The organism is Nocardia sp. NPDC056952 (assembly GCF_042674185.1).
Taxonomy (GTDB): domain Bacteria; phylum Actinomycetota; class Actinomycetes; order Mycobacteriales; family Mycobacteriaceae; genus Nocardia.
On the sequence record NZ_JBHURA010000003.1, the window covers coordinates 39,922 to 53,382 of the forward strand.

The 13,461-nt window shown below is 67.7% G+C and carries 13 protein-coding genes and 1 pseudogene; 6 read left to right on the forward strand and 8 right to left on the reverse strand.

Annotated elements, in window-relative coordinates; translation table 11 throughout:
- Positions 1–9: 9 nt before the first annotated feature.
- The gene (locus ACFTS5_RS11870) at positions 10–2,001 is read right to left on the reverse strand and encodes a BTAD domain-containing putative transcriptional regulator (RefSeq protein ID WP_378630122.1); all 1,992 of its coding nucleotides are present in this window, start codon (positions 1,999–2,001) and stop codon (positions 10–12) included.
- A 110-nt stretch (positions 2,002–2,111) separates the two neighbouring features.
- On the opposite strand from ACFTS5_RS11870, the gene ACFTS5_RS11875 reads away from it, so the two are divergent.
- Positions 2,112–2,990 carry an alpha/beta fold hydrolase gene (locus ACFTS5_RS11875; protein WP_378630124.1) on the forward strand — a complete coding sequence of 293 codons (879 nt, stop codon included), beginning with the start codon at positions 2,112–2,114 and terminating at the stop codon, positions 2,988–2,990.
- Between the two features lie 17 nt (positions 2,991–3,007).
- Here ACFTS5_RS11875 and ACFTS5_RS11880 read toward each other — a convergent pair whose 3' ends face one another.
- On the reverse strand, positions 3,008–4,477 hold the full coding sequence (locus ACFTS5_RS11880) for an alpha/beta fold hydrolase (RefSeq protein ID WP_378630127.1): 1,470 nt from the start codon (positions 4,475–4,477) through the stop codon (positions 3,008–3,010).
- Positions 4,478–4,598: 121 nt separating this feature from the next.
- Here ACFTS5_RS11880 and ACFTS5_RS11885 point away from each other — a divergent pair, with 121 nt between their 5' ends.
- Together ACFTS5_RS11885 and ACFTS5_RS11890 are read left to right on the forward strand one after the other, a co-directional pair.
- Positions 4,599–5,495 carry a LysR family transcriptional regulator gene (locus tag ACFTS5_RS11885; RefSeq protein ID WP_378630129.1) on the forward strand — a complete coding sequence of 299 codons (897 nt, stop codon included), beginning with the start codon at positions 4,599–4,601 and terminating at the stop codon, positions 5,493–5,495.
- Positions 5,496–5,514: 19 nt separating this feature from the next.
- Positions 5,515–6,165 (forward strand): MFS transporter, encoded by a 651-nt coding sequence (locus ACFTS5_RS11890; RefSeq protein ID WP_378631426.1) that lies wholly within the window; start codon positions 5,515–5,517, stop codon positions 6,163–6,165.
- 29 nt (positions 6,166–6,194) lie between these two features.
- On the opposite strand, the gene ACFTS5_RS11895 is transcribed toward ACFTS5_RS11890, so the two are convergent.
- The 3 genes from ACFTS5_RS11895 to ACFTS5_RS11905 are packed head-to-tail and all read right to left on the reverse strand — an operon-like array spanning position 6,195 to position 9,293.
- Positions 6,195–6,956 carry a MerR family DNA-binding transcriptional regulator gene (locus ACFTS5_RS11895; RefSeq protein ID WP_378630132.1) on the reverse strand — a complete coding sequence of 254 codons (762 nt, stop codon included), beginning with the start codon at positions 6,954–6,956 and terminating at the stop codon, positions 6,195–6,197.
- A complete protein-coding gene (locus ACFTS5_RS11900) occupies positions 6,928–7,833 on the reverse strand; it encodes an alpha/beta fold hydrolase (protein ID WP_378630135.1) in 906 nt (301 codons plus the stop codon). Before ACFTS5_RS11900 ends, ACFTS5_RS11895 begins: the two co-directional genes overlap by 29 nt.
- 50 nt (positions 7,834–7,883) lie before the next feature.
- Positions 7,884–9,293, reverse strand: coding sequence for a PLP-dependent aminotransferase family protein (locus tag ACFTS5_RS11905; RefSeq protein ID WP_378630136.1), 1,410 nt, complete (start codon positions 9,291–9,293; stop codon positions 7,884–7,886).
- 79 nt (positions 9,294–9,372) lie between these two features.
- Between ACFTS5_RS11905 and ACFTS5_RS11910 the strand changes: the two genes are divergently transcribed.
- Together ACFTS5_RS11910 and ACFTS5_RS11915 are read left to right on the forward strand one after the other, a co-directional pair.
- Entirely contained in the window at positions 9,373–9,591 is a 219-nt protein-coding gene (locus ACFTS5_RS11910) for a hypothetical protein (protein ID WP_378630139.1), read from the forward strand.
- A pseudogene (locus ACFTS5_RS11915) lies at positions 9,570–9,617 on the forward strand (hypothetical protein); the annotation flags it as partial. The gene ACFTS5_RS11910 and the pseudogene ACFTS5_RS11915, both read left to right, overlap by 22 nt.
- Positions 9,618–9,724: 107 nt before the next feature.
- Here ACFTS5_RS11915 and ACFTS5_RS11920 read toward each other — a convergent pair.
- Positions 9,725–10,375, reverse strand: a complete 651-nt coding sequence (locus ACFTS5_RS11920; protein ID WP_378630140.1) for a hypothetical protein — start codon at positions 10,373–10,375, stop codon at positions 9,725–9,727.
- Positions 10,376–10,601: 226 nt separating this feature from the next.
- Between ACFTS5_RS11920 and ACFTS5_RS11925 the strand changes: the two genes are divergently transcribed.
- Positions 10,602–11,948 (forward strand): lipase family protein, encoded by a 1,347-nt coding sequence (locus tag ACFTS5_RS11925; protein WP_378630142.1) that lies wholly within the window; start codon positions 10,602–10,604, stop codon positions 11,946–11,948.
- 59 nt (positions 11,949–12,007) lie between these two features.
- On the opposite strand, the gene ACFTS5_RS11930 is transcribed toward ACFTS5_RS11925, so the two are convergent.
- Positions 12,008–12,358: an Lsr2 family protein gene (locus ACFTS5_RS11930; RefSeq protein WP_378630144.1), complete on the reverse strand. Its 351-nt coding sequence runs from the start codon at positions 12,356–12,358 to the stop codon at positions 12,008–12,010.
- Between the two features lie 88 nt (positions 12,359–12,446).
- Positions 12,447–13,421 (reverse strand): diiron oxygenase, encoded by a 975-nt coding sequence (locus ACFTS5_RS11935; RefSeq protein ID WP_378630146.1) that lies wholly within the window; start codon positions 13,419–13,421, stop codon positions 12,447–12,449.
- Positions 13,422–13,461: the final 40 nt, after the last annotated feature.

The window sequence follows — 13,461 nt, forward strand, 5'->3', positions numbered from 1 at the left end:
GTTCGTTGTTCACCCGCGAGACGACCGTGACAGCGCCGCATCGATCTCGTCGAGGTAGGCGCGAACCGGGCCTACGCTGAGAAGTCCACTCTGCGCCGTTGTTTCGGCCGCCGCGGGGGCCAGCTGGGTCCGGGCTCGGCGCATGGTCTCGCGATCGCCGACGGCGGTGGCCGCGTATGCCACGATGGCCCACAGTGCTTCGAACAGCAGGTCGCGCGGCGGGGATGTGATGGTGTGCAAGGCCTCTCGCGCACTGTCGAGCTCGCCCCGCGCGACGAGCAGGGCGGGCTCGACCCAGGATTTGTAGGGCCCCCAGTCCGTCTCGGGGTCGATGATGGCGATTCTGCCGGTCTCGTGTCGCCGCAGAGCCAGGCTCAGCTGCGCCAGTGGCAACAGACCACGGTCGAGTCCCGGCATGCCTGCTCCGGTGAGTGAGGCGGCCGCTGTCACGTACGCGGCTTCCGCAACCGCGAGGTCTGTTGTCGCGCTGGCCCGTAAGGCGCGGTACCAGCTGGTGAACACCTCGACCAGCGGCAATTCATACCGCTGTGCCAGCGCGTCCGCGGCTTCGGCGTGCTGGTCGGCGCTCGTGTAATCCGCTGAGGCGCACCGCGTTTGGATGAGGATGAGGTGGCCCAGTATCTCGTAGGTCGCGAGTTTGCTGTTGGCTGCCACCGCGATGATCTCGGTGCCGACAGCGTCACGCCGGTGCGCCAGTCCCGCTCGCTGGAAGCTCTGCATGAACACACCGTTGAGTGCGAAGGCCAGCAGGGCGGGGTCGTGCAGCCGCCGGGCGATCTCCTCGGCCTGACGGGCGGCACGCAGCGGGCGCAGTCCCGCCTCGGTCGGATCGCCCACCGGCAGGGCGCCGCGCGATTCGACGGCGATGGTCGCCAGCAGCCTGGCTCGATCGGCATCATCGTGGACGGGCAGGCGCAGGAGTGTCTTCTCGGCGATGCCCACGAGGCGTCGATCCTGCGCCGGGTCGTCGGAGCGGGTCCAGATCGCGGGGACGTCGTAGATGCCGATCACCCGCGCGGTCAGCTCGGCGTCACCGAGGTCGTCGGCGGCGACCACCGCCGAAATCCGGTGTGCGCGTGCGGCCGCGAGACCGCCGCCACCTGTTACCGCGAGATCGCGCATCAGGCCCGCGGTCGATTCCAGCCGCGTCCTCGTACGCGGCGGGACCGCGCTGTCGTAGGCGGCCCGCGCCTGTTCCCACACCCGCACCGTGGGGTCGGTCGCGACCGGGTCGAGGTATTCGGCCTGGCGGAGCAGGTCGTGTTCGAGGCGGCGCAGTGCCGGTCCGGGGTCGATGCCCAGATCATCGGCCAGCATCCGCCGTGCCCTGGCGAGAACCGCGAGCGCGTCGGCCTGGCGGCCCGAACGATAGAGGGCGGTGGCCAGCAGCCCCCATGCGTCTTCACGCCAGGGATGTTCGGCGACGTGCGCGTCGAGGTCGGGAACCGCCGCGGCGGCGGCACCCAGTGCCAATTGCGCCGCGCCGCGACGTTCGACGGCCAGCAACCGCTGCTCGGTGAGCCGCGACCGTTCGGCCTGCGCCCATCCGGCGTCGGCGAAGTCGGTATAGGCAGGCCCCTGCCACCAGCTCAGTGCGTCGGTGAGCAGCGAGAACGACTCTTCCGGCGGCAGGGCTGCCGCCGCACGCACCGCATCGTCGAATCGCCACGCGTCGACATCCTCCGGTTCGGGCCGCAGCGCGTAACCGAGCCCTTCGGTGACGAGCAGTCGTGGCGGTGTGCGGGGCGGACGATCGGGTTCGAGTGCGCGCCGCAATCCGGCGACGAAGGTACGGATCGCACCCACCGCGTTCGGAGGCGGCTCGTCCCACAGGTCCTCGACCAGGCGACCGACCGGAACGACCCGCCGGTGCGCGAGGATCAGCCGTGCGAGCACTTCGCGGTAGCGCGGACCGCGCAGCGCGACCGGCTCACCGCGGTCGTCGTGCGCGATGACCGGTCCGAGCACCTGAAACCGCATCAGGCCAATGTAGTGCGCGTTCATCGGCTGCTCATCGCGACACCGCACGCTCGAACTCGCTCCGCGCAGACCCCGCGGAACACCCTTCGAACGAAGCGAGAGCCCACGTGATGACCCGCACCATTCCCGGTTTCGACTACCACCGCGTCCCGGTCGCCGACGATGTCGCCCTCACCGTCGCCGTCGCCGGTGCGGGAACCCCGATCGTGCTGCTGCACGGCTTCCCGCAGACCCACCTGATGTGGCGTCACGTCGCCGCCGACCTGGCCGCCGACCACAGGGTGATAGTCGCGGACCTGCGTGGCTACGGCGACAGCGACAAACCCGCCGAAGCCGGCAGCGACACCTACTCCAAGCGGCGCATGGCCGCCGACATCGTCGCTGCCGCCGCTGCCTTCGGCCACGACCGCTTCGCGCTCGCCGGTCACGACCGCGGCGCGCTGGTGGCCTTCCGCGCCGGGCTCGACCACCCGGACGCGGTTACCCATCTCGCCTGCTTGGACGTGCTGCCCACTCTCGACATGTGGGAAGTGCTGCACGGCGCCACCGCCGCCGTCGGGTTCCACCTGTACTTGATGGCACAGCCGCCCGGACTGCCCGAACAGATGATCTCCGCCAGCGCTGACGCGTTCTTCGCCTACTTCCTCGACCAGTGGGCGAAGACCCCCGACGCGATCCCCGCGCCCGTGCGCGCCGCGTACCTCGACGCCTGTCGTGACGCTGTCCCCTCGATCGTGGCCGACTATCGCGCCTCGGCAACCATCGATATCGACCACGACCGTGCCGACCGCGCGGCAGGCGCCAGACTGTCCATGCCCGTCACGGTCATGCAGCAGGACTGGGGCGCCGCGCTCGGATACGAAGCGGCGGCACTGTGGTCGAGCTGGGCGCCCGACCTCGACCACCGCACCGTCGACGCGGGTCACTTCATGGCCGAGGAGGACCCCCAGACCGTCACCGCCGCCCTGCGTGAGCTTCTCCGGCGCTGAGGACGGCGCGGCACCGCTCAGTACGAGACGGTGAAGCGCAGGCCGACGAAGGTGTTCTCCGCCAGCGCGTCGACGATCGCGCTCGCGTAATCGCCCACGCTGATCCGGCTTTCACCAGCGGCGTCGACGATCGGGGTGTCGCGAGCCTCGGCGCGATAGACGCCGGTCGCCTCGCCGGGGATCAGGTGAACGGGCGGCGGGCTGACATACGACCACCGGACCGGGGAGTCGGCGGCACGCAAGATTTCCAGCGCTTCGCACTGGTCACGGGCCGTCGCCAGGTACTGGGCGGGGAAGTCGGGCGAATCGACGAAACGGTGCCCCGGTGCGTATTCGAGGCTGCCGCCCCCGCCGAGGAACACCAGGCGGTCGACCCCGGCGAGGGGGAGTGCTTCCAGGAGGGTCTGCGCGCCACGCGGCACCAGTCGGTCATCGCCCTTGACGGCCGCGACGACGGCGTCGTGTCCCGCGACGGCGTTCTTGACCGAGGCCGCGTCGGTGACATCCACCGTGTCCCGGCCGAGCGCGGTGACCTGCATGCCGCGAGCGGTCGCCTCGCGGACGACCGCACCGCCGAGATTGCCCGTGGCGCCGATGACAGCGATCCTCATCGGCTTGCCCCGGTCCAGGCTGTCAACGAAATCGCTGATGAGCGGGGCGATTTCGGGAAGGTTCTCCTCGAGCGCGAAATGGCCGGTGTCGAAGAGATGGACGGTGGCGTCGGGCAGATCGCGGAGGTAGGCGTTGGCGCCCGCCTCGGGAAAGAAGGCGTCATTGCGACCCCACAGCACCAGCGTCGGCGGTCGGTGCTCGCGCAACCACTGCTGCCACACCGGGTAGAGCGCCACATTGGTGTGGTAGTCGAGGGCCAGGTGCGCCTGCGCGTCCTTGCGGCCGGGGAGGTCGAGTAAATGCTGGTCGAGGGTCCAGCCGTCGGGTGCGATGAGCTCGAGATCGGTGGTGCCGCCCTCGTATTGGCCGCGGGTGACGGGCAGTTCGAGGATCTGCCGAACGTTGTCCTCGGCACCCGGCTGTCCCGGCTTGTTCGCGGTCATCGCGCGTGCCATGTCGGACAGGCCGTCGTCGTAGGTGTTCGCGTTCTGCACGATCAGTCCCGCGATCCGCGCGGGGCGGCGGGTGGCCAGGCGAAGGCCGACCGGTCCGCCGAAGTCGAAGGCGTACAGCACGAATCGGTCCAGGGCGATCGCGTCGACGAAGCCTTCGACGACGTCGGCCAGCCGTTCGAAGGAATAGACGAAATCGTCGGGGACCTGGGTGTGCCCGAAACCGGGATAGTCGGGGGCGATCATCCGGAATCGGCCACCGAGGGCGTCCATGAGCCGGCGGAACTGGTGCGAGGCCGACGGAAAGCCGTGCAGCAGAAGCAGCGCCGGTGCGTTCGCGGGTCCGGTCTCTCGATAGAAGACCCGCACTCCGTCGACCTCGACGACCCTGTGCCTGATCTGCGGGACGTGCACTACCGCCATGTCGAAACCGGCCTCTCTGAACATATTTCGTAGACGGATCTATGATCAACAGTTCGCCGGGCGTGATCAACGACAAATCACCCAAGGGTCGTTAACCGGCGAGCAATGATCGAAGGCGGCCGTGGAGCGAAACGAGATCGAGGCGTTCCTGACGCTGTCGGAGGAACTGCATTTCGGCCGAACCGCCGAGCGGCTGCGGGTTTCCACAGCGCATGTCAGCAAGACGATCAAGGGGCTCGAACGTCAGGTCGGGGTGGCGCTGTTCGAACGGACCAGTCGCAAGGTCGCCCTCACCCCGGTCGGCCGTCAGTTGTGCGAAGAACTTCGCCCCGCCTACGAGCAGGTTCGGCGCAGCGTGCGCAACGCCGAACTGGCCGGGCGTGGCATCCAGGGCACCGTGCGGGTCGGCTATTTCGGATCGGCCGGTGGACGGTATCTGCTGGAAGTCGCCGAGCGCTTCGAGGCCAGGCATCCCGAATGCGCTGTGCGGATCACCGAATTGCAGCTCAGCGATGGTGCGAATCGGTTGCGCAGCGGCGAGGTCGACGCGATGCTGTGCTGCTTCCCGATGCGTGAGCCCGACATGACCATCGGCCCGCCGCTGATCTCCGAGGCCAAGATGCTCGCGGTCCCGGCCGGCCACATTCTCGCCCACAGACCAGCGCTGTCACTGGAAGACCTCGCCGATGCCGCGATGATCCAGAATCCGCCGCAGCTGCCCGCCTACTTCGACGAATTCCACCACCCCCGAAAGACCCCCTCCGGTCGCCCCATCCGACCCGGTCCGACCGCCGCCACCTTCCAGGAGATCCTCGCCCTCGTCGGCGCAGGCAAAGGCGTCTACCTGACCACCGAACAAGCGCCCCTGTTCTACCTCCGCCCCGACGTCACCTTCATCCCCGTCACCGACGCCCCACCTCTCCAATTCGGCCTCGGCTGGCTCAACACCGGCCTCACCACCCGAGTACAGGCCTTCGCCCACACCGCATCCGCCACCGCCACCGCCACCCGATTCTGACTCTTCGACGCGGGACGGCCTGTTCCTTTCGGGGTTCGTCGGGGCCGAATCGCGGGTTGCGTCGCCGGTCCTGCCGTTGACGATGTTGCGCAGCGCATCCTTCTCCGCCTCGATCGCGAACGGGTTCGCCTTCCAATTCGGTGCCTACGGGCTGCAATTCATGCTCGCTGTGTTCCTGCAGACGCAGTGGGGCTACGACGCCCGCACCACCGGATTGTTCTTCCTGCCGTTCGCTGTTCTGTGGACGTTCGCGACCCTGGTACTCAACCGCAGGTGGGCGGACCGTGGGATGAGGTGGCTACTGATCACGGGGTCGCTCACCGCCGGGGTCGGGGCCGTCGTGTGTTCGGCTGTGGGAGAGCCGGACAGGTGGCCGGTGGTGCTGGTCGGCTCCGCGATCGTCGGATTCGGGTGCGGACTTTTCGGGCCCAGCAGCAACGGCGCGGCGATGGCCTCCGCGGACCCGCGCTATGCCGGTTTGGCATCCGGAGTCCTCAATACCTCGCGTCAGGTCGGAATGGCGATCGGCATCGCACTGTTGGGGGCGTGCCTGGCCGCTCCGGATCCGATCTTCGGCGCGCGCATCGGGATTACCCTGACAGTGGTGTGTTTCGTCGCGATAGCGGTGCTGAGCGTGCGCTACGTTCCGCGCCGCAGCACGGCGCACTGATCCGACGCAGTCCGGACCGTGCAATCGGGTCAGGGTTCGGAGGCTCGTTGTTCGGCGCGGTGGGTGAGTGCATCGACGATGCGTTGCCAGGCGGGGGAGGACTCCGAGATGCGGGAAGCGACCAGTTCGGTGGAGCGGGTGCGGCCGCGGGTGTGGGCGATTTCCCAGGCGTCGAGGTCGTCGATGAGGCGGTCGAGGCGTGGGTCGTGGGGGTGCCAGTCGACCGATTCATCGACCGCGCGGTACAGGCGGGTGGTTTCCGGGTCGTCGAATTCGGCGTTCTTCTCCCGGATCCGGTGCGGGATCGCGTCGGCGTCCAGCGCTTGCAACAAGATCCAGGCGTCACGCTCGAGGCGCATCCGTTGTTCGCTGATGCCGAGACCGCGCATCCGGTTCAACAGGGTGACCACCTCGCCGGGGAGGAAAAGGCTTTCCCCGCTCGCCAGTTCGGCGATCCGGTGGCGGTACTCGGCGAGCTGATCGATCTTGCGCTGGAGCGCGGTGTCGATCTCGCTGATGGCCGTGGCGAATTCGGCCGGCTGGGCGTGGAGCAGCGCGTCGATCCGCGACAGCGGAACGCCCGCGTCGGCGAGGGTTCTGATCCGGATGAGATCGACCGCCGCCTGCGCGGGGTAGCGGCGATAGCCGGAGGCGTCGCGCTCGGGCTCGGGCAACAGGCCGACCTGGTGGTAGTGGCGTACGGTGCGCACGGTCACGCCGGCGGTCGCCGCGAGTTGGCCGATGGTGAGCACCGCGTCGATCCTAGCGGCGACGAACCTGGTCGATGACATCGCGGATCGCCTCGACCACGGCATCGGGGCGATCGAAGCAGAGCCGGTGGTGCACGGTGTCGGTGAGAATTCGCTGTTGCCCCTGGGAAACCCCGCGCACCACAGCGGCGTCCATTCGCCGCCTGCCGTCGTGGATCTCGGCCAGCGCCTCGGGCGACTGGTGAGGGTCCGGGCCCAGCACGCTGAGCACCACCAGCGGAACATCGGGAAGGTTCGGCCCGGCGTGCAATTCGGCGGCCAGTTCCGGCAGCCCGTCGCGCTCGGCGAAGCCCGCCCGGATCGATTCGTCGCTCGTCTTGGCCTCCGTCAGCGCTCGCCGCACCGGTTCCGGGTAGTCCGCGAGCAGCTCGGCGCGCATCTCGCGAAGGGCTGTGCGCAGGTGTTCGAGCTGCTCGGCGTCGGGCGCGGGCGCCGCGGCCGCGGCCAGTCCCATCGCCGGTGGCATGAACTCGTCCCAGTCTCGGTGCAAGCCGTCCATCCAGACCAGTCCGGCCACTTGCCGCGGGTACAGCTGCGCGAACCGGTGCGCGTAGAGGCATCCGAGTGAGTGGGCAGCGAGAACATAAGGGCCGCGAAGTTCGTCGAGAGTGCCCAGCAGCTGGTGCAATTCTGTGGCGACCGCGGTGGCGGTACGGGGCAGGGGCAGCGGATCGCTGTAGCCGGTGCCGCCGCGGTCGTACACCACGGCACTGGTGAACTGCGAAACCTGCTGCTGCACACCGAAATAGTCGAGGCCGATCGCGCTCGCACCGGGCAGGAAGACCACCGCCGGTCCACCGCTGCCCGACCGGTGGACGAAAAGGCGATTGCCGTCGATCTCGGTGAACCCGCCGACCGGCGGTGCGGGCTTCGTCGAGGAGATGTCGTTGTTCGTCATGCGACAAGGGTGCAACCCTGACGCTGCGTCAAGGTCAACCTCTGCGTCGGCTACAGCGCGAGCGGAGGCGCGGCGGCGGTGGGTGTGGCCGGCGGGCGGTAGGTGCGCCACGCTTGCGCGAGGCGATCGACCGCGGTGGTGAGGGTCTCCAGCGGATGCAGGAAGTGGATCCGCAGATGCCGTTCGCTGCCACCGGTCGGATCGAGACCACCGCCCGCCAGGATCGAAACACGATGTCGCAGTGCTGCTTGTGCGAAGGAGGCGCCGTCGCCGCGCGGCAGCCGGATCCAGAGTGTCTGTCCGCCCCGGACCGGCGGCACGTCCCATTCGGGGATCCGGCGCGCGAGCTCGGCGCGCAGGTGCTCGTGGCGACGTTCGCGTTCGGCGGCCTGGGTGCGCAGCATGCCGTCGAGGCGGGGGAGTAGCTCGGCCGCGGCCAGCTGGGCAGGAAGATTGCCGCCGAGATCGTGCACCGCGCGCAGTCTGGCGAGCTTGGCGACGGCGGGGGCCTCCGCGCGGATCCAGCCGATACGCAGTCCGCCCCAGACACTCTTGCTCAGCGATCCGATGGTGATCACGGTGTCGGCGAACACGGCAAGGGGCGGCGGAGTCTCATGGCCTGGGAAGCCGAGTTCGGCGAGCACCTCGTCATCGATCAGCGGAATCCTTTCCGCTGCTGATGTTTCCGCGAGGCCGCGGCGCGCGAGCGTGGAAAGCACCGACCCTGTCGGGTTCTGATAGGTGGGGATCACGTAGGCGAGAGCGGGCCGGCGGTCTCGGATCGCACCCGCGAAACCGTGCAGTCCGGGCGGCGCTCCGGAGACGACCGCCGCTTCCGCGCGAAAGGCTTCCAACGCGCCCGGGTAGGTCGGGGCTTCCACGAGGACGCGATCGCCGGGCCGAAGGTAAGCCCGGGCGAGTAACGACAGTGCTTGTTGCCCGCCGGCGGTGACGAGGATCTGCCGGGCCTCGCTCGGCAGGCCGCGCCCCCGGTAGTACTCGGCGACGGCCTCCCGAAGCGCCGGATGGCCCGACGGGTAGTAGCCGATGTCGTCGGTCGTCGCGGCCAGCGCGGGCAGCATCGCCGCATAGGACTCGGCCAGTTCGACCGGCGGCCGGTCCGGTGCCGCGCAGGCCAGCGAGATCACGTCGGATCGCGGCTCGAGCAGGTCCAGAAACATCGGCTCACTCGTGGTCGCCGGTGGATCGACCCGTGGCGTCCCCGCGACCCGGGTGCCACTGCCCTGTCGGCGCACGATCCGGCCTTCGTCCTGCAGCAGGTCGTAGGCCGCTACCACGGTGCTCCGCCCGACCGACAAGGCGACGGCGAGTGTCCGATCCGGCGGCAGCAGCGCCCCCGGCGCCAGTTCGCCGTCCTCGATCAGCGCGCGCAAACCGGCCGCGAGCAGGGCATACAGCGGTCCGCGCCCCGCCGACCAGCGGCCGAGCCGATCTGTCACGTCAATTGGTTCCATAGGCAAACCAATTATGCTCGATTGGCGCTGGATCGGCGCCCCGCGCGGCCCGACGATGATCACCATGACAGTCTCGAGCACCACCGGTTCCGTCTCGATCCCCGCGGCCATCGCCGCCCTGCCCGGCCCGTTCCAGCAGCACGAGCTGGCAACGGTCAACGACACCGTCGTCCGCGTCGCCCGGCTGGCGGGTGAGTTTCCCTGGCACCACCACGACGAAGCGAACTCTTCCTCTGCTGGGACGGCACGTTCCGCATCGAACTGGCAGACCGCGCACCGGTGATCCTGCGACCCGGCGAACTATTCGTGGTGCCCAAAGGAATTCGGCATCGGCCGGTCGCCGACGAGGTCGCGCACGTGCTGTTGATCGAGCGTCCGGAGACCGCGCAGTACGGCAACTGAACGCTGTGGGCACGTCACACCCGCGAAGTCACCGTCCCGGATTCGACGGGCACCGTGCGAAGTAGTTCGGCCACTTCCGTGGGTGTAGCGGACGGAAAGAGCTGCCGCACACCGATCATCGCCAGGAGCCGGTCCTGATCGGCACCGGCGCCCATCCGCGACACCACATCGTGGGCGGCGCGGTTGGCCTCGGCGATCTCGTCGGCTTTGCTCAAGCGGGTGAGGTTCTCGCCCACGATCTTGTCGAGGTCGGTGGAACGTTTGTAGAACAGCGCGGTGATCCCGACCGGCACCGCGCCCATGATCGAGGTCGCGGCGGCGGCGTCGCGATTGCCGAACGCCACCATTGACGCCGCGGCGAGGACTACCACCACTCCGCAGCAACCGCTGATCATGTACGCCCAGAAGAACGCCGTGCTCTGCGCCATCGCACTGCGTACCTGGCGAAGGTATTCCTCTGTTCGATGACGCGGCGTCCCGGTGTCGCCGGTGGTCGGATCCGCTGTTTCCGAGACGACCGGGGCAGTGGTGTCGCCGGTCATGGTGACTTCGATGGCCCGTTTGCTGATGCGGCGACTGAATGTCGCGGAGAACCACGCTGACACCGCGGCGATCATCGTGGGGATCAGCCCACCCACCCCGATCAAGGCCAAGACTTCGTCCACCGTATTCCCCCGAATCAAGCGCCGACACCCCTGTGAACGTTCACGCGCACTCTACCGCGCGCCGGTTATCCACTCGCACAAGGCGATCGGTGCTCATCGTTCGGCCGTCGGCTTGGTTGCCGGGTCGAAGAGGAACGAGATCCGCTCCATCCTCGATTTGAATAAGGCCTCTTGTTAGAAACAAGTCATCGTGCTGTAATCAGCGTCACCTAGAAGAGGAGACGCCATGCAGCGCAGCACGGCAGCCACCGTCCGCCCGGGGTGGGGACGCAGGCTCGGAACGAGGTGGGCGGCGGTGCCCTTGGCGGCGGTGTGCCTGGCGATATCGAGTGTCGGCACCGCCGCCGGTGACCCGTATCCGAGTTTCCCGCCGGATCAGAACCAGCTCCCGCAGCTGCCCGCCGAACCCCAGCTCTACGACATGCTGCCGATCCCGGTGCCCGCCGAGGATCCCTGGTACGACGACCCGGCGGACCTCGATTCCTATGCGCCCGGCCAGATCATCCGTTCCCGAACGGTGCAGACACGCCTGCTCGGCCTACCGTTCCCGGTGCATACCGAACAGCTGCTGTTCCGCAGCAACGACGTGCACGACAACCCGATCGCGACCGCGACCTCGGTGATCGTTCCCGGTATCCCGTGGTCGGGCAGTCCGCGGCCGGTGGTGTCCTTCCAGGAGGCCATCGACGCGACCGATTCGTCGTGCAACCCGTCCTACACATTGCAAACGGGCACGATGAAAGAGGCCGCGCTGGCGGTGTATTGGCTCGCGCAGGGGTTCGCGATCAATGTGGCCGACTTCGACGGCAAGTTCAATACCTTCAACACCTACGACGAAGGCAAAATGGTGCTCGACAGTCTGCGCGCCATGAAGAACTCGGCATTGGGCCTGACGGACTCCGGGATCGCGCTCTACGGGTACTCCGGCGGCGGCTCCGGTTCGATCCGGGCGGCTGAACTCCGCGAGAGCTACGCCCCCGATGTGCGGTTGCTCGGCACCGCGGTGGGTGGATTCCCCGCCGATCTGCGAGCCCAGGCCCGGTACGCGATCGCCCAGCAGCCGGGCCTCACCGGCGCCAGTAATTTCACGATGTGGCTCGGGTTCGCCGCGTTGTCGCGGGAATTTCCCGACCAGTTCGACGCGAGGGAATTGCTCACCCCGGAAGGGCAGGCGATCGTGGCGGATATGCGCAGTCGTTGCGTTTACACGATCGCCGCCGCCGGCGCGTACCGGCCGATCAGTGCCTATTTCCAGCCGGGGAAGTCACTCGAAACGGCACCGGGTGTGATGGAGGTTCTCGCAGACCAGAGTCTGGGACACCATATTCCGGACAGCCCGATCTTCTGGTGGCACGGAATCTGGGACGAACTGATCCCGACGTCGGCGGTACTACCGACGGTGAACGACTACTGGAACCGGGGCGCGGATCTGCGGTTCTACACGATGCCGCTGCCGGAACACATCGTCAATGCCGTCGCGGGCTGGCCGCCCGCGGTCGCCTGGACCAGTGCGGTGCTGCGCGGTCTCCCGCCGGGCGAGCGATTCAAAGCCGATATCCCGCTGCCCAACTGAAACGAAAACAGCACGGCGCGCGGAGGGAATGCGCGCCGTGCTGTTTTCGAACCGAAACTTTACGCCGAGGCCTGCTCATAGGCCGAGATGACGTCCGCCGAGATCCTGCCGCGGCTGGACACCGTGTGTCCGTTCTGCGAAGCCCACGCCCGGATCTCGGTGAGATCGTTGCGCCGGGTGGATTCTGCCGCCGGTGCCGCGCCGAGACGACGTGCGGCGCCTGCCTTCGCGCGGCCGGTGCGACGCGCGTACGGAACCCACTGTTCGAACACCTCACGCAACTGTGCCGCGTTGGCATCCGACAGGTCGATTTCGTAGGCCGCCCCATCGATTCCGAATGTGACAGTCGCATCGGCAGCGGACGTGCCATCGAAATCATCGACAAGTGTGACAACGACTTTGCGCGCCATGGGAGTCCTGTTCGTTCGGGTGCCGAGAATTACCGTCGTTGATCTTAGTTGACGACGGTGCGGGTTATTCGCTCGGCATCGGTCGCGATCAGCTCGCCCGGCGTTGCGGCTCACCACGGTAGCGGGTGTAGCCGCCGTCGACTTTCAGTAGCTTCCACAACTGTCGGGTCACCGGGTTCATCATGCCGAGTTCGTCGACCAGCGTTCGGATGTCGCCGAAGAATCCGCTGAGGATCCGACGGGAGGTGGGGCTGCGCCAGAACGCGTCGTCGAATACCTCGTCGGGGATGTCGAACTTGGTGGCGAAGGATTTCGACGGCTTGACCAGTTCGTCGGCCAGCCAGCGCATCGCGATCGGGAACGCCACCGCGCAGACCGCGGTGCGTACCGGGCCCATGCGGGCGATGTGGGTGCGCAGGAACTCGTTGGCGAACGAGATGTGGCGCGCCTCCTCGGCGATATGGATCTGCATGATCCGCAGGAGGGCGGGCTGGGTCTCTTTGTCGGAGCGGATCAGCGCCTTCTGATAGTGATCGATCGGTTCCTCACCGCCGAGGATGCCGATGAACAGAATGGCCCAGAAGTAGCCGCCCGCGACACCGATGAACGGTGACATCACCCGGAACATCGGTCGCATGCCCGGCACATCGTCACCGATGCGATTGACCAGCTCCTGGAACATCTGGATGTGGTTGCACTCCTCGGTCATCTCGTGGAGGCAGTACCGGAATTCGGGGGAGCCGTTGGGCAAGGTCATGGCGTACTGCATCATCCCGCGGATCAGGATGGATTCGAATGCCAGCCCGACCTTGGCCGCGTTGGCTTGTCGCCACCGCCCTATCTCGATCCGGCGCTCCAGCGGCAGGTTCTGATACCAGCTCGTGGCGCCGAGCGGGTCGAGCTCGTCGGAGAGCACCCAGCGAGGATCGTCGCGATCGATCGCCAGTTCCGGTGCGTCCCAGTCGATGTCGAGGTAGGGGTCGAACCGGCGATGGACCGACCCTTCCGACAGTGTGTGCAGGGTTTCGGCGTACTCGGCAGCCGCGGTTTTCGAGAACGTCATTGTTTCTCTCCGTTGTCACCTGGACAGCCATCGAGCGGCT